The following is a 16,448-nucleotide window of genomic DNA, read 5'->3' as shown; positions in this document are numbered from 1 at the left end:
AATGGGGGCTGGCAAGCGCCTACCATTAGCCAAGAGCAAGGGTGTCCGCCGTGAGGAGGAATCTGAAGGAAGCTGGAGGCAAACGCACGGCTTGAGGTATACGAATCCAATTTGAGGCGGTTGCAGTCGGATGAGTCACCAAACCATGACAAAATCCCAAGCTGCCAAAGGCTGTAGCCGTAAACTTGGGCAAGCGCGGGCGGAAAGATGACGCTCTTATCTGGGGAGGCCTGCAGAATACGCGAAGTCACTTCGTAACCATGGCTGAGAAGCCGCGCTGAATCTGCAGGAGTCAGCAGACGCCATAGTACGCAGATTGTTGCAACAATCCGCGAAAGGGCTGAACTTAAAGGAGAGAAGAGAGCGATGCGTTCGCACAAAGAGCAACGACAGCAGCCAACTTCATATGAAGGCTCACGGCAAAAAGTAGTGGTGAAGCCGCAAGGGTATGCCGGAGCGCTGAGTTCTTCGTCGGCACAATTCGACCATTCTTCTCGCGAAGGGCAGAACGACTTGCTGGAGCGAATGCTCGAAGGAAGCAATCGTCGGCTCGCTTACAAGCGAGTGAAACAGAACGGAGGAGCGCCGGGTGTAGACAAAGTGACAGTAGCTGAGCTACAAGCACACTTGTGGGAACGCTGGGAAACGGTGAAAGCCGAACTCCAAGCGGGTACATACAGACCGATGCCAGTCAAACGGGTGGAAATCCCAAAACCTGGAGGCGGGGTGCGGCTGCTAGGTATCCCAACCGTGATGGATCGCTTTATCCAGCAAGCCCTCATGCAAGTAATGACACCCATATACGATCCATACTTCTCACCGCATAGCTTCGGGTTCCGTCCGAGGAAACGCGCTCACGATGCCGTGAAGCAAGCGCAATCTTTCATCCAAGAAGGATACCGCTGGGTCGTAGACATGGACTTGGAGAAATTCTTTGACCGGGTCAACCACGACATCCTCATGTCGAGAGTGGCAAGGAAAGTTTCAGACAAGCGAGTTCTGAAACTGACTCGAGCCTACCTACAGGCAGGAGTCATGATCGATGGTCTAGAGCAGAAAACAGAGGAGGGCACGCCGCAAGGGGGTCCTCTCAGTCCTCTCTTAGCTAACATCTTGTTAGATGACTTGGACAAGGAACTAACAAAAAGAGACCTGCATTTCGTACGTTATGCGGACGATTGTAACACCTTTGTCCGAAGTAAACGGGCTGGGGAAAGAGTCATGGAATCGGTCATACGCTATTTAGAGGGGAAGCTAAAACTGAAAGTGAATCGGGACAAAAGCGCAGTGGATCGCCCGTGGAAGCGAAAGTTCCTTGGGTTCAGTTTCCTGAGTAACAAGGGAGCTACGATACGAATCGCTCCAAAGAAACTGGAACAGCTAAAGGAACGCGTAAGAGAGATTACCTCACGAACTCGAGGGATTTCAATGGAGAAACGCATAAAAGAGCTAAACCGGTATTTAATGGGGTGGATTGGCTATTTCCGTTTAGCATCTGTTAAAACACACTGCGAACGATTGGACGAATGGATTCGTCGAAGACTCCGCATGTGTCTATGGAAGCAATGGAAATTGCCTAAGTCTCGATTGCGAAATCTACGCGCTTTAGGGGTTCCAGAATGGGCGGCAAGGATGATAGCTAACTCTCGGCGAGGATGCTGGGAGATGTCCAGAAACATAAATAATGCCCTTAATCGTTCGTATTGGAACGACCAAGGGCTATTGAGTTTAGCTTCACGTTATCTGGAAATTTGTTAACCTTTAGGAACCGCCGTATGCGGACCCGCATGTACGGTGGTGTGAGAGGTCAGGGGCTAGCCGCCCCTATCTACTCGATTAGCAACGGATAGGCGAAGGGGGAACCTGACATGAAACAAGGAAGCATCATTTATCCGAATGAGCCTTGGACAATAACAGAAGAAACGCCAGCCCTAGTGAATAATCAGCGCAGCGAAACGGTGTTCGCCGTCGCGAATGGCTACATCGGCATGCGCGGCAGCTTCGAGGAGGGCTTTAGCGGTTCGGAAGGTTTGTCGCTGAACGGAACTTATTTGAACGGATTCTACGAATCTACTCCGATTCAATATGGGGAGGAAGCCTTCGGTTACGCCAAAAACAGGCAAACGATGTTGAACGTTGCCGACAGTAAGGGCATTGAGCTGTGGGTGGACGGAGAAAGGTTCGATGTAATGAAGTCAACGGTAGAAGAGTATCGTCGCCAGTTGCATATGCGCCAAGGCACCATGACACGAAGCTTGCGCTGGAAGACTGGACAAGGCAAGCTGCTCGACCTGCATATCGAGCGCTTTGCGTCTTTTGCTGAGAAGCATCTTGCCTTGATTCGTTATCGGGTTACACCGCTCAATTTCTCGGGGCCATTGCGAATCGTCTCCACCATGAACGGGGAAGTGTCCAATCAAGTGACGATGGGCGATCCTCGGACAGGCTCGGGCTTTGCAGGACAAGTGCTGTTGACGAAGGAGTTGAAGGAGAACGGAACGTATGGCGGCATGCTGCATCGCACGAAAAATACCGGATTTACGCTGGTGTCGGGTATGGAGCATGACTTGAATACAGCGTATACAGCCACAACGGTCATGCAGGATCAACGAATGGAGATGACATTCACGGTGGAGGCTGTTCAAGGAGAAGCCGTCATGTTTGATAAATTCATTTCCTATCATAGCTGTAAGGAAGAGACGCAAGCCGACTTATGGCCCCGTTCGATTGCGCTGCTAACCTCTGCCAAGGCGAAAGGCTACGTATGGTATCAGTCGCAGCAGGCGGACATTCTCGCGGAGTTCTGGAGTACTGCAGACATTTCCGTAGAAGGCGATCCGGCACTGCAGCAGGGGCTTCGGTTCAATGCTTATCATTTATTCCAATCGGTCGGCAGGGACGGCGAAACGAATATGGGGGCGAAGGGCATTACAGGAGAAGGCTATGAGGGCCACTATTTCTGGGATACGGAGACGTATGTTCTTCCCTTCTTCTTATATACAAACCCCTCTATTGCCCGTCAATTGCTGAAGTATCGCCACCGAATTCTGCCTAAGGCGAAGGCGCGCGCGGCAGAGCTGGGCTATGCAGGGGCATTGTATGCGTGGCGGACGATCGACGGAGAAGAGACGTCTCCCTATTATCCAGCAGGCTCGGCCCAGCTGCACATTAACGCGGATATCGCTTATGCTGTGAAAAAGTATGTTGAGGCGACGAATGATGACGCCTACCTACTGGAGGAAGGCTTGGATATTTTAATCGAGACGTGCCGATTTTTTGCCGATGCGGGCGATTGGATCGAAGGGAAAGGGTTCTGCCTGAATGGGGTGACGGGGCCTGACGAGTATACGGCCATGGTCAACAATAATACGTACACGAATGTGATGGTGAAAGATCAGCTCGAATTTACAGTACATTCGCTGCGGCGAATGAAAAACGACATTAATGCATGGAACCGGCTCACCTTGTGTCATCAGGTAAGCGATCAAGAATTGAATGAGTGGTCAAGAATGGCTGAGCATATGTATGTTCACCGTGCAAAAGGCTTGATCGGACAAGACGATAGCTTCTTGGACAAGGCTGTATGGGATTTTGACGGTACACCCAAGGATAAATATCCGCTTCTGTTGCACTACCATCCGATGGTTATCTATAAATACCAGGTGCTCAAGCAGGCGGATTTGGTGCTTGCCTTTTATTTGCAGGGACATCGCTTTACGAAAGAAGAGAAGCTAGCCAATTATCGGTACTACGAGCCGCTGACGACGCATGATTCTTCCCTGTCGGCCTGCATTTATGCCATTGTCGCGGCAGAGCTTGGCGAGATCGAGAAGGCGTACGACTATTTTATGCAATCGGCGCGGATGGATCTGGACGATTTCCATGGTAATGTCAAGGATGGCATTCATTCCGCCTCTATGGCCGGCAGTTGGTTGACAATCGTGAACGGCTTTGCGGGCATGCGCCATGACGAGCATGAATTAACCTTCTGTCCGACCATTCCAGCAGCTTGGAGCAGCTACGCGTTCCGAGTACAGTATCATGGCAGAATCGTTGAAGTATCGGTAACCAAAGACGCTGCGACATATACGTTAGCTGTGGGTGAGCCGATTCGGCTGAAACATGGAAATAAACCGTTCGTGCTGGAAGGCTGCATGACAATAAAATTACATTAGAATAGGAATAGGAATTTCATACCACACGAAAATATTTACGCAAATAGACCGTTTCTGGTAAGGAAACGGTCTATTTGCGTTCTATTCGGTTTTGAAGTTCGAGGAAGCCTCTCTTAGCTGCTTGGTCAATGCGTCGATCTCCTCAATCATGGAGGCCAATTGCTGCACCATAGCTGATTGTACTTGAATCGTGGAGGTTACCTGCTCAACAGAAGCAGACACTTCTTCGCCAGAAGCGGACAAGTTCTGAGCCAGCTCCATAACGTCCTCTTTGCCCCGCTTCATGTTGTCCATTTCGTAGGCCATGCCCTTGACTTGATCAGAGATGTCAACAACGTTGTTCAAAATGGCTTCAAACGCCAGCTTCGTATCGTCTACGTATTGATTTTGCTTGGCAGACACATGTTGAAGGCTTCTTACTGATCCATTTGCCTCCTGCGCCAAGCTTATGTTGTCTGTGATGATTTCCTCGATCTCGCTTGACTGCTTGGCACATAGCTCCGCCAATTGTCTTACTTCGGAAGCAACAACGGCGAATCCTTTGCCATGCTCCCCAGCTCGTGCGGCTTCTATCGAGGCGTTAAGAGCGAGCAAGTTCGTTTGTTTTGCAATCTTGCCGATGGTTTCCGTAATGGAGGCAATGCGCAAGGAGCTTTCCTCCAGCTTTGGTTGTGATGGCTGCGATTGAAGCAACTTCCTGTTCACTGTCACCATGGGTATGGATCAGCTGATTCACGACTTCATTTCCACTATGGAAGACTTCAATAATGGAATCCGTCCGCTCCTTCACAGCGGATGACAATTGATTGACAACTGCAATTTTATCTCCGAGATCACCGAACTTATTTACGATTTGCTCGGTATCAAGCGCTTGGGACTCTATAGCTTTGGCGATTTCCATGGTCGTAATCGATGTTTCCTGAATGGATATCGTCGTTTGCTTGGAGGCGGTATCCAATTCATTTGTGCTTGTGTTCAAGTGCTCAATTGAGTGATTCATTTGGGAAATCAGGCTCTTATTTTGTTCGACCATAACGGTGAAACTATCCGCCAAGTCTTTGAATTCACTCTTGTAGTTGCCTGTTGCGGCAACGGTAAGATCGCCGGACGCCAATGTCTTGAACAAGTCGGTTAGTCTTGCGATTGGCCGCGTAATCGTACGTGAGATGATGATACCTATCGTCAAGGATATCAATAGGGCAACAAGCGTAATGATCGATATGTTGGCGAATAGATCATTTAGAGGTTTCTTAATGTTCTTATAGCTGTCTTGCACCACAATTGTCCAATCTGCTTTCGGAATTTTAGAATAACGGATAAAGTATTCCGGATCCTCAATACCTCCTCGGGAGATTTGCCCCTTAACGGGAGACTGAACGACTGAATTAAACTTGTCGGATTCTACCATCTGCCCAATTGCCGAGTTATTGCTTGAGTGGAAGATGGTTCGGCCTTCGCGATCCAAGATTATGGTGCTTCCTTGCCCATTGTCGTCCGCATGCTTCAGTTGGTCTACAAAAAACGAGGTGTTTACGGTCATAATAAACACACCTTCAACATTCGCGCCATCCCCCAGGATAGGTTGTGCGAACACAACCACCTGACTGCCGGTACTTTTGGATACAATCGACTCGCTGATGAACGATTGTCCTTTCATTGCCGCTTGGAAATAGGTTCGATCCATGCGGCTGCTTCCAATGTTGTCCCGGTTCGAACTCGCAATGATGATGCCGTTCTTATCGATGAGACTGCCCGAGCTCGTTTTGAGACTATCAGCCATCAGCTTATTCGCCTTCATGAAAAGCGGATTGCGTTCAGAGAAAAAATCGGCATCCATTAACGAATGCTCCGCCCGAAGCTGCAGCAAGGAGAGGTATGTCTGATTGATAGACGCCAAATAGATGGACTGCTCCTCCAGTTGCACGGACGACCATAACCCTTCACCGATGCGGTTGGCATTCAAAATCATGTTGTTCTTGCTTTCCTTCAAAAGCATGTCGGATCCGTACCAGTACAATATGGAACTTGTTCCGATCAACATGCATACCGCCAAGGTGCTGATTAACAACGGAAGCTTTACTTGCAGTGACATATTCCCGATGTGAATGCCCCACTTCTTATGTGTTACCATCCTCGTCTCACCCCTGATGTACAAGATATGTTCCTATGACCCCTATGTAAATCCGATTTTCCATCTCTGTATATGCCTCCTTCCCAACTATTTGGAAAAATATGATCAGAAGTCTATTAATCTATTCAACGGAAAAATTTAAGTGTTTTTATATAGGTAAATTACGGTAAATGCGCGGGGTGAACACTTGAGTCATAAAGAAATAAAGAAAGGGGCGTCCCTAGTCATCTCAAATGACTATTGGGAGCCCCATTTTGCATGCTATTCGGTTTTAAATTTCGAAGAAGCTTCCTTCAGCTGCTTGGTGAGGCTGTCAATTTCCTCAATCATCGAGGACAACTGCTGCACCATAGCTGATTGTACTTGAATGGTCGAAGTAACTTCCTCAACGGAAGCCGATACTTCTTCGCCAGAGGCGGATAAGTTCTGTGCGAGCTCCATAACGTCATCTTTGTTCTGTTTCATAATATCGATCTCATGGGCCATGTCTTTAATCTGTTTGGTGATATCCATGACATTATTCAGGATCACTTCGAATGCCTGTTTTGTCTGGTCGACATATTGATCTTGCTGAGTGGATACGTTTTGGAGACTGCGTACGGAATCGTTCGCCTCCTTGGTCAAGCTTAGGTTATTCGTAATGATTTCCTCAATGTCGCTTGACTGCTGCGCACACAGTTCTGCGAGCTGTCTGACTTCGGAAGCAACGACACCGAATCCTCGGCCATGTTCACCGGCGCGAGCGGCTTCAATCGATGCGTTCAGTGCTAGTAGGTTCGTTTGCTTGGCGATTTTGCCGATCGCTTCCGTAATCGAAGCAATGCTGATCGAGCTTGCCTCTAGCTTGGTGGTAATGGTCGAAATGGAGCTGACCTCTTTCTCGCTGTCGTCATGGGCCCGGATAAGCTGGTTGATAACTTCATTTCCGGTATGGAAGACGTCAATAATAGAGTCCGTACGCTCCTTAACTGCTGACGACAATTGGTTAACGACTGCGATTTTGTCACCGAGATCACTGAATTGATTAACAATATGTTCAGTATCGAACGATTGAGATTCCATCGCTTTTGCGATTTCCATCGTGGTGATCGAAGTTTCCTGAATGGATATATTCGTTTGTTTGGAAGCAGCGTCCAATTCGTCTGTATTTGTATTCAACTGTGCAATGGAGCGGTTCATGTGGCCAATCAAGCTTTTATTTTGTTCCACCATGACCGTGAAGCTGTCTGCCAAGTCTTTGAATTCACTCTTATAGCTTCCTGTAGCAGCGACGGTGAGATCGCCGGAAGCCAGCTTCTTGAACGATTCTGTTAATCTGCCTATTGGCCGTGTTATGGAAAGCGAGATAAGTAAGCCAGCAGCTACGGACAGCAGCAGAGCGCCGATCGTTATGAGTGATATGTTCATAAATAAATGATCGAGTGGGCGCTTAATGTTCGCATAACTGTCGAACGAGAATACAGTCCAGTCTGCTCCTGGAATCTTCGAATACAGAACATATTGATCGGCATCGTCAAGATTTCCGCGAACAATATCCTTGTTTCCAGAAGCCTGGAAAATCGATTTCAGCTTGTTGGATTTGATCTGTTTTCCAGTCGCAGTCTTATCTTGTGAATGGAAGAGCGTATGGCCTAGGCGGTCTGTAATCATAATTGTGCCTACTTTATCGCCGGCCATTTGCTTCAACTGGTCCACGAAGAACGAGGTGTTGACCGTCGAAATAAAGACACCGTCTACCTTCGAGTCGTCCGCTGATATCGGTTGAGCGAATACGACGATTTGGCTTCCGTTGCTCTTCGAAGTTAAAGCGTCACTTATGGTCGGCGTTCCCTTCATGGCAGCCTGAAAATAAGCGCGATCTGCGCGGCTTTGCCCGATGGCTTCCGGAGTGGAGCTTGCAATGACGATCCCTTTCTTATCAATGAGCTGATAGGATTCCGTGCCCGTACTGCCTTGGAAACTTTGGGCCAGCAGCCTATTTGCTTCGGTGAACAAGGAATTGTCCTTCGAAAAGAAATGAGCATCATCCATAGACGACGCTGCTCGAAGATCCAGCAATGAGCGGTATGTACCATGTATTGAGGCCAAATATACGGACTGTTCTTCCAGCTTTACGGAAGACCATAATCCTTCGCCGATGCGGTTGGCGTTCATAGTCAAACTGTTTTTGCTTTCCTTCAAGAGAATGTCAGAACTGAACCAGTAAAGTATTGTACTCGTTCCAATCAACATAGCTACTACCATCGTGCTGATTAACAGTGGGAGCTTTACCCTCAGCGACATATTAACGATGCGAGAAGTCCACTTCTTCTGTGTTACCATGCTAGTCCACCCCTGCTGTTATATTTTGCGATGCTATGGTCTGCTTTTACGCGGTTGAACGTCTAATCACCTCCTTTCTGAATAGGTTGGAAAAATATGATGTTGTGCTCATTCAATCTATTAAACATATAATTTTAAGTAAATTTCTATAGGTAAATTACGGTAATCAGGGGAGGGAGGGAGACGATCTCATTCAAATGAAAAGGGCTGCCTCGTCTTGGATGAAGATGAAGGCAGCCCGCGAGGGCATTTACAGATTGGTGAGCATTTGAAAATCATATAAGTAGACGCCGGAGGAGAGTTTCGAAGCCAGGTTAGGAATAAGTAGTTTTTTCAGCAATTTTCCATCCGACAATTGGTATTGTTCAATCTTATGTATTTGGTCGGACTCATCATAGCGGAACAGGTAATAGAAAGTGCCATATACGTAGCCCATTGCATCGTTCAGATTGGATGTCCGATGGAACTTGGCAAGGGTGTTGGACTTCACAGAAGCCTTCGTATCCAGTGAGAACGAGAAAATTGTACCGTAGCCGTCTACATAATAGAGCATCTTATCCACGATGCCGATACTATTGGCGCTAAGCGAGAAATATGCATTGTCTGGCTCTTCTCCGTATGTATGAAGCGAATAGGTTGTTGCCGTATGTGTGGACTTATTAATTTCCATAAGCTGAAGATGGATACGATTGTGCTCATCTCGGGTTGAGAAGACCACGTACATATTGTTTGGTGTGGAAACCATCTTCGATTGCACGATAAGAGATCCTGTATAGATGTCCAATAGAGGATATTTCGTTTGTTGAAGCTTGTTCCCCTCTAGCTCCATCACAACTAGATTTAGCCCTTGCAGAGAGGCATGATCGGAGGTTAATGCATAGATATGATTCTCGTCGCTGCCCTGCGCCTCAACAAACTCTGGAATATCCGCGCAATTATGGTGCTGCGCATCTCCCCAGCGGATGGTAGATATATAGTTGTCATGGGTGTCAATCCCTTTGTTGAACAAAGCATAATATAACTTGCTCGAGGTTAAGTAGCCCGACATCTGTCTATACCCTGCACTTACTTTACAACGTGAAGAATATGTATCCTCAGTTCCCTTGCCCTGCTGCACATGAACCTTCTCTCTTGCTTGGATGACAATGCGATTCGAGTCCTGAAGCTGGACAGGGGCATTCCATTCCAATCCATCTCCGTTCCGAGTCTGAATGCTCCCGTCCTTGTCGATAGACAAGAAGTAAGAGTTCCCGCCGCCGATGATTTCCTGGGATAAGGAAGTAGAGTAGTAGACAAGGGCGACGGGAGGGTTATTCAGCTTGGTATTATTGTCTTGTGGAGATGATTGAGAACAAGAGATGAGAAGAGAGGAAATGACTAGGAAGACGGTATAGATAAGGATGCGTAACATAGCCTGATTCGAGGTCTTCAAGCTTCTCATCTCCGTTCCGAACAAATTAATAGCTTCTTACTGTTGTGAACATGGATGAGTCGCGAATATCGACAGGATATACACCGAGTCCGCCATCTCCATCAATATCGATGTTGGCTTTCTCTTTGAAGGCGCACCATACTAACTTGGAGCAGTTCTTGTCGCCGGAGCATGAGGTAAGACGATTCGTAGCAAAATTGTAGGAATACTTTTCACCGATACGGCCATTTGCCCAGTCAGCAGCTTGAGACCGCGCAGTTGCGCCTGCATATTCGTTCTTGAGGGTGAGAATCTTGGAGCCGCTATCTACTCGCTTATCAATGAGCTTTACTTTGCGGACTCCTGTGCTAGGGACAGACTCGACGATATAATCTGGTGTGTAGTAGATGCCTACATGGCCATGAGGGATGCCGATCGTCGAAGCGGTCTCGAAGAACACATCGCCTTTGCTGGAAGAGGCGAGCTGATAAGCTCCTTGACCTTTGTCCCCTGAGGCGATGCTCATTTGCGGTGACAGCCTTTTGGAGCTGAGCTCCTTGTACATCTGTTGGATGATGATGTTGCGTGGCTGATTAGTAACCTGGGAAGCGTAATCAATTTCGGACAAGAGCTGTTCCTTCGTCACATCAGGGTATACCCCTAACACGCGATCCAGCTGTGCTTCTTCATCTTGACCCAACGCGCCAACGGTAGTAGGAACGAACAACGTCAACAGAAGCATAACAAGCAAAATCTTTTTCATTCAAATCCTCCCATCTATCAATTGGTATACTTTCACTCCTATCATACAATCAACTTGGGAAAATATTCAATAATTTTACTAATTATTAATTTTTTTGTATTAAGGAGTTGCATTGAGCCATTGTTCGATGACATTTACGGATTGCGGAGCCCAGGCTAGTTTTAAGTGATTGAGCTTCAAGGTAACATTTCCTGCGACAGTTCCAATTCCATCCGTTGCGGAAGCACTGTTCACGAATACCACTCCATCGCTGGGCCCTGTATGCTCATTGTGTACGTTCGGAATGTTGTTTTCATTGCCAGACAGCAGGTAAGTGGCAATTGTATCTGGTATGCCAGAGCCTATAAGTTTGTTAATGAGCGATCCCTGCTGAATTGCGGTATCGATCCCATCTCCTTTCGTGAAGAATCCCGTACCTCCATAATAGGTTGTATACCAATCTTGCTCAGTTGCCGGAAGCGGGTACGTAGTGTCCCATTTTGCCAACATTTGCTTTTGCCCGGGGAAATAGTTGCCTTGAGAAGTACTGTATATGGACAGCTCGGGATGATTGCGCCAGATGCCATAACATATCATTTGTGTGTGGGGAGAAGGGGCATTGACATTGCCGCCGCATTCCGGAATGATTCCATAATTGAAGGTCCATCCGTGCCTGAATATAAAGTCCGTTCCTTTATTCGGACTGCCAATGAGAATAAGTTTTCGAATATCATTGGCATACGGAGTTCCGCCGCCTTTTGCTACGGAGGAAGCATACATCCGCGAGGCGAAGGCCCCTTTGCTCCAAGCGACAACATCAACTTTGCTGGCACCCGTTGTTTGCTTAATAATATGGATCGCATTCTGGATGTGCTCGGCGGCATAGTAATTGTCCCCATGCTTGTGACCGAATCCGATTGCAAATACTTTATACCCTTGGCTGACAAGCTGCTGCATCAGGCCTGTGCTCGGGCATGAGGAAGCTCCACATGTATTCGGCCCAAACTCATTTGGGTTAGCCCAAGCCCGGTCGGCATTGTCATTAGCGCCATGGACGAGCAGAACGGGTGTGGATTTTGCATTGGTGTCATATTGAGGTGCATAGTACAGCAAGAAGCGGCTTGAATGGGGCTGGCCAACGCCTCCGAAGAAGGTGAGCCGCTGTCCATTCTGATCTCCTCGGCCATCTGGGGGATATTGTTCCGCTGTGAACATGGGATTACTGTCCTTCCAGCGTTCTACCTTGGCCCAGCCATTGGCGACATTTGGGAATGATTGCTCCATGGCCAGCGTTGATCCGCCAGCCTGGGCTTGCGAGAAGGAGATGAGCAGCGTGCACATGAGGAGCGCGACGAAGGTCACCATGAGCTTCTTGCCATGCTTAAAACGGGACATAGCATCCTCCCTTTCCTGGACTGCTTCGAGGCAGTCCTTCATTAGTTATCGGGAGTTCGCGAAGGACCCCCTAAACTTCATTATAAAGAAAACGGTTACAATTTAGTTGCTGAGCATCAGTAATAAGTTCCCTGTACTGGAATTAGTTTTGTGTTCGGAGGAAGAAGAAGGCTCCTTGAATTTCCTGGACGCTCAATCACATAATAAAGTATGGAAAGGGGGAGCTTGATTATCCGTTACTTATACGAGTTTATACAGCACCAAGACGATTTGCCTATCAAATTATTCGTAAACAGCGTGAAGCATATCCATTTCCATTGGCATAAAGAGATTGAAATTATTTATGTTCTTCAAGGCTCGGTGGTCATGTATACGGATCAGCGCCAATATTTCCTTCATCAGGACGATATTATTGTCATCAATAGCATGTCCGTGCACAAGATTGAGCGTACGAACGAGGATAACGTGCTGCTAACGCTGCAATTCGGCCCGGAGTGGCTCGATACGAACGCGTTTATTCATTGCAATTCCAGTACGCAGACGGAGGAGAATCGCGGCAGCTATGATGTCATCCGCCATTATTTGGCGAAGATGGTCTATGAGATCAACAAGAAGGCAAGCGGCTTTCGCAGCTACACCCTGGGGTGTCTGCAGATGCTGTGCGGCCATCTGCTGCGCTATCTCTCATCAGGAACTAACGAGGCTGTCGAGGAAGATACGAAGTCGTATGACTACAAGCGGCTGAATCGGGTGCTCGAGTACATCGATCAGCATTTTAACCAGAAAATTACGCTTCAGACGATGGCGGATCAGGAGCATTTAAGCCTGCATTATTTTTCGCATTTCTTCAGCGACAAAATCGGCATCCCCTTTCAAAAGTATTTGACGCTTGTCCGTCTCGAGAAAGCACAGGCAGAACTGGCTAATACGGCCAAGAGCATCACGGAAATTGCGCTAGACTGCGGCTTTGCTAACGTTAAGCTGTTCAATAAATATTTCAAGGAAAAATACAATAGCACGCCAAGCGCATATCGTGAATCTTTCGCCCTGACCGATCTGCCGGATCCAGATCGAAAGCCGCTAACCTATGAAGAGTCATCCAGCGGAGACTATTACGAAACCGATACGATTCAGGCAATGTCTTCACTGTATCGTTACCTTCATCTCCATTCGGACGAGGGAACCGAGTCTAGGCCCGTTTCCCCGATGGCCGGAACTATATCAGCCGCTGCTTCAACGTCGGTGAACGTAATGGTTCATGCGAATGAGCAGAGCGCGCCTTTCGATAAGCATTGGAACGTCGTCACGACGGCAGGACGGGCGGTCGAGGGATTAAGAGAGGACTGGCGATGCCAGTTCAGCGGGATGCAGCGCCATTTTCCTTTTCAATATATTCGCTTCCACGGCATCTTTAATGATGAAATGATGGTATACAGCGAGGAGGCTGACGGTACGCCGATCTACAATTGGTCCTACGTGGACAAGCTGTATGATTATTTGCTTCAGCAGGGCGTAAGGCCCTTCGTCGAGCTTGGGTTCATGCCGAGTCCCTTGAGAAGATCGAATGAAACCGTTTTTTGGTGGAAAGGCAGCATTTCCCCGCCTAAGGAGCAGGCCAAGTGGGATGCTCTGATTCAGGAATTCGTACGCCACTGCATGAACCGCTATGGCTGGGACGAGGTGAGCCGCTGGTACTTTGAGGTCTGGAACGAGCCTGACTTGTCCGGCGTGTGTTGGGCAGGGACGAAGGAGGAATACTTTGCATTCTATGAATCGACGGTGCAGGCGATTAAGTCCATCTCACCGGAGCTTAAGGTCGGCGGACCTGCTCTTGGCTACGGTTCGTTATGGAACGATACCTGGGCGGAGGAGTTTTTGGCGCATTGCAGCGATCATCAGGTGCCGCTCGACTTTTTCTCCTTCCATGTGTATTCGGAGTACCCCTTCCAGAAGGAAGAGAATGATCGCCTGACCACGATCATGCCGCCGTCCTTTTATATGGAGAGCATTGAACGATTGAAAGACAAGCTCTCGGTTACGCCTTATCGCGATGTGGAACTGTTCATGACCGAGTGGAACTTCTCGCTGTATGACCGCAATCTGGTGCATGATACGGCGTTTATGGCCCCGTTCGTCATTTATCATGCGCTTACAACACTTGGCACTATGAAGGGACTGGCCTTCTGGTCTTTTACAGACGTATTCGAGGAAAGCATCGTTCCGACATCCCACTTCTACGGGGGATTCGGGCTTATTAATCGGGACGGGCTAAGGAAGCCAAGCTACTATGCCTTTGAGCTGCTGCACAGGCTTGGGGATCAGATCATTGCTCGCGGGGACGGTTATTTCGCGACAAGGCGCAGCGACGGCAGTGTCCAGCTGCTTCTGTACCATTACGTGCATGTCGATCAGCTCTTCGCAAGTGGAGATTGGTCGGAGCTGTCCGATACGAATCGATATGCCGTATTCGAGGAGAAGGGAAATAAAAGGTTCCATATCCACCTCGAAGGGCTTGTTGGGAGCTATAAAATGACAAGCTACCAGCTGGATCGCGAACACGGATCTGTGTTTGATGAATGGGTCCGACTTGGCGCCCCTCAATTTCTCACTGAGGAGGAGCTTCATTATTTGGACGCTCGAAGCGGGCCGCTGATGAATACCCGGATGATTTATGGTGTGCAGGGCTGGCAGCAAGAAGTGACCCTTCCACCTCATGGCGTGATCTTGCTTACGTTTGCAAGGCAATACTAGTCGGCCTCAGTGGCAGCAGGAGGCTTCTGTTTTTCTTATTTACAAGTGCCATGAAACGCAAAGTGCACCCCTTCTCGGAGGGGTGTTTTTTGTTGTGTAAACGGTTTCCATTCTGCAAATGCTAATTCGGTTGGGGGTAGGAGAACAAGAAACGTCCCTAATTGCAGCAAAGAAGAACAAGAAAGCGCTCTCAATCAATTCTATACTTAAGACATGACATAACCAATCAATAATATGCTGCGAAGGGGGAATATACATGGATCGTCTCATGAAGTGGATGAACGAAAAATTTGCGCCGCGTTTGGAGGCGTTTACAAACAACGTATGGGTATCTTCCATTCAGGAAGCCATTATGGTTACCCTACCTATGATTTTTATTGGATCGTTTGTTACCTTGATCTCGATTCTGAAAGACTTTATTCCGGGAATGCCGGACTTAACGCCTATAACTACATTCAGCTTCGGCCTGCTGGGGATCTTTATTGCTTTCCTAACGCCCTACACGGTGATGCAGAAGAAAGGGCGCGACAAAATCAAGCTCATTGCCGGCGCGACAGGCATCTCCTTATTCCTGATGCTGCTGAAGCCCGTCACGAATGAAGACGGAACAATTCAGTTCATTATGGAACGTTTCGGGCCTTCTGGAATGATTACCGCGCTGCTTGTCGGAGTTGCGGTGGCCGTAGTACTCAATGTGTTCAACAATTTCTCATTTTTCAAAAAGGATTCGAACTTGCCAGAGTTCATCATGGAATGGTTCGACTTCCTCGTTCCGATTGCGATTATTCTTACGCTCGGATGGGTGCTCGTATATCAGCTGAACTTCGATATCTTTAATCTGATTGTAAGCGTATTCGAGCCAGTTAACGCATTAGGCCAAACGCTATGGGGCTTCCTGCTCTTTAACATGATTGGCGTTGCGTTGTACTCCTTCGGGGTCAGTCCGTGGGTGATCATCCCAATCTTCTATGCAATCTGGATTCCAGCGATTGAGCAGAACGCAGCCCTGGTGGCGCAAGGTCTTGAACCGGTCAACATTAATACGTTTGAAACATTCTTCTCCGGTTGGCTCGGAGTAGGCGGACTTGGTGCGACCCTGCCGCTTATCATCTTGTTCCTGTTTGCCAAGTCGCAGAAGCTGAAATCGATTGGCAGGGCGACGCTTGTTCCATCTTTATTTAACATCAACGAGCCTGTGATATACGGAGCACCGATCGCATTTAACCCGATTTTGATGATTCCGATGTGGATCAACGGTATCATTACACCGATTATCGTATACTTGGCGCTAGACCTTGGATTCGCTCAGATTCCAAGCAAGGTGTTCCAGCTCTGGTATACGCCGATTGGAATCTCCACATACCTCATGTCCGGCTTCAATGGGCTTATCCTGTTGGCAGTCGTACTGGCTATCATCTTTGCCGTATGGTATCCGTTCTACAAGATTTATGACGCGCAAGAGCTGAAGAAGGAGCAGGAAGAAGCGAAACAGCAATAAAACGTAGAAAGTGGGGATATATT

10 protein-coding genes are annotated in these 16,448 nt (G+C 48.1%); 4 read left to right on the top strand and 6 right to left on the bottom strand.

Annotated elements, in window-relative coordinates:
* The first annotated feature begins 366 nt into the window (after window positions 1-366).
* Both ltrA and BBG47_RS07905 read left to right on the top strand, forming a co-directional pair.
* Window positions 367-1,758, top strand: coding sequence for a group II intron reverse transcriptase/maturase (gene ltrA / locus BBG47_RS07910; protein ID WP_065291281.1), 1,392 nt, complete (start codon window positions 367-369; stop codon window positions 1,756-1,758).
* A 110-nt stretch (window positions 1,759-1,868) separates the two neighbouring features.
* Window positions 1,869-4,175: a glycoside hydrolase family 65 protein gene (locus tag BBG47_RS07905; RefSeq protein WP_065291280.1), complete on the top strand. Its 2,307-nt coding sequence runs from the start codon at window positions 1,869-1,871 to the stop codon at window positions 4,173-4,175.
* A gap of 81 nt (window positions 4,176-4,256) precedes the next feature.
* Here BBG47_RS07905 and BBG47_RS30640 read toward each other — a convergent pair whose 3' ends face one another.
* The 6 genes from BBG47_RS30640 to BBG47_RS07880 form a co-directional block, all read right to left on the bottom strand.
* A complete protein-coding gene (locus BBG47_RS30640; RefSeq protein ID WP_254659779.1) occupies window positions 4,257-4,823 on the bottom strand; it encodes a methyl-accepting chemotaxis protein in 567 nt (188 codons plus the stop codon).
* On the bottom strand, window positions 4,756-6,306 hold the full coding sequence (locus BBG47_RS07900; protein ID WP_254659778.1) for a cache domain-containing protein: 1,551 nt from the start codon (window positions 6,304-6,306) through the stop codon (window positions 4,756-4,758). Before BBG47_RS07900 ends, BBG47_RS30640 begins: the two co-directional genes overlap by 68 nt.
* A gap of 261 nt (window positions 6,307-6,567) precedes the next feature.
* Window positions 6,568-8,628 (bottom strand): methyl-accepting chemotaxis protein, encoded by a 2,061-nt coding sequence (locus tag BBG47_RS07895; protein ID WP_083189151.1) that lies wholly within the window; start codon window positions 8,626-8,628, stop codon window positions 6,568-6,570.
* Window positions 8,629-8,878: 250 nt separating this feature from the next.
* Entirely contained in the window at window positions 8,879-10,060 is a 1,182-nt protein-coding gene (locus BBG47_RS07890) for a hypothetical protein (RefSeq protein ID WP_254659777.1), read from the bottom strand.
* Between the two features lie 25 nt (window positions 10,061-10,085).
* Complete coding sequence (locus BBG47_RS07885) at window positions 10,086-10,802, bottom strand: YiiX/YebB-like N1pC/P60 family cysteine hydrolase (RefSeq protein WP_065291279.1); 717 nt, start codon at window positions 10,800-10,802, stop codon at window positions 10,086-10,088.
* Window positions 10,803-10,901: 99 nt separating this feature from the next.
* Complete coding sequence (locus BBG47_RS07880) at window positions 10,902-12,176, bottom strand: esterase/lipase family protein (protein WP_083189149.1); 1,275 nt, start codon at window positions 12,174-12,176, stop codon at window positions 10,902-10,904.
* A 225-nt stretch (window positions 12,177-12,401) separates the two neighbouring features.
* Between BBG47_RS07880 and BBG47_RS07875 the strand changes: the two genes are divergently transcribed.
* Both BBG47_RS07875 and BBG47_RS07870 read left to right on the top strand, forming a co-directional pair.
* Window positions 12,402-14,927 (top strand): GH39 family glycosyl hydrolase, encoded by a 2,526-nt coding sequence (locus BBG47_RS07875; RefSeq protein ID WP_254659776.1) that lies wholly within the window; start codon window positions 12,402-12,404, stop codon window positions 14,925-14,927.
* A 256-nt stretch (window positions 14,928-15,183) separates the two neighbouring features.
* Window positions 15,184-16,425: a PTS sugar transporter subunit IIC gene (locus BBG47_RS07870; protein WP_065291278.1), complete on the top strand. Its 1,242-nt coding sequence runs from the start codon at window positions 15,184-15,186 to the stop codon at window positions 16,423-16,425.
* The last annotated feature ends 23 nt before the right edge of the window (window positions 16,426-16,448 follow it).

Source organism: Paenibacillus sp. KS1 (assembly GCF_001680695.1).
GTDB classification, from domain to species: Bacteria; Bacillota; Bacilli; order Paenibacillales; family Paenibacillaceae; genus Paenibacillus_B; species Paenibacillus_B suaedae.
Note: the sequence above shows the minus strand (reverse complement) of the source record. Positions and strands in the feature narration are given on the sequence as shown.

Bases quoted from the DNA above. Each gene is read 5' to 3' on its own strand.
- ltrA (WP_065291281.1), top strand. From the start codon at position 367: ATGCGTTCGCACAAAGAGCAACGACAGCAGCCAACTTCATATGAAGGC.
- BBG47_RS07905 (WP_065291280.1), top strand. From the start codon at position 1,869: ATGAAACAAGGAAGCATCATTTATCCGAATGAGCCTTGGACAATAACA.
- BBG47_RS07900 (WP_254659778.1), bottom strand. From the start codon at position 6,306: ATGGTAACACATAAGAAGTGGGGCATTCACATCGGGAATATGTCACTG.
- BBG47_RS07895 (WP_083189151.1), bottom strand. From the start codon at position 8,628: ATGGTAACACAGAAGAAGTGGACTTCTCGCATCGTTAATATGTCGCTG.
- BBG47_RS07885 (WP_065291279.1), bottom strand. From the start codon at position 10,802: ATGAAAAAGATTTTGCTTGTTATGCTTCTGTTGACGTTGTTCGTTCCT.
- BBG47_RS07880 (WP_083189149.1), bottom strand. From the start codon at position 12,176: ATGTCCCGTTTTAAGCATGGCAAGAAGCTCATGGTGACCTTCGTCGCG.
- BBG47_RS07870 (WP_065291278.1), top strand. From the start codon at position 15,184: ATGGATCGTCTCATGAAGTGGATGAACGAAAAATTTGCGCCGCGTTTG.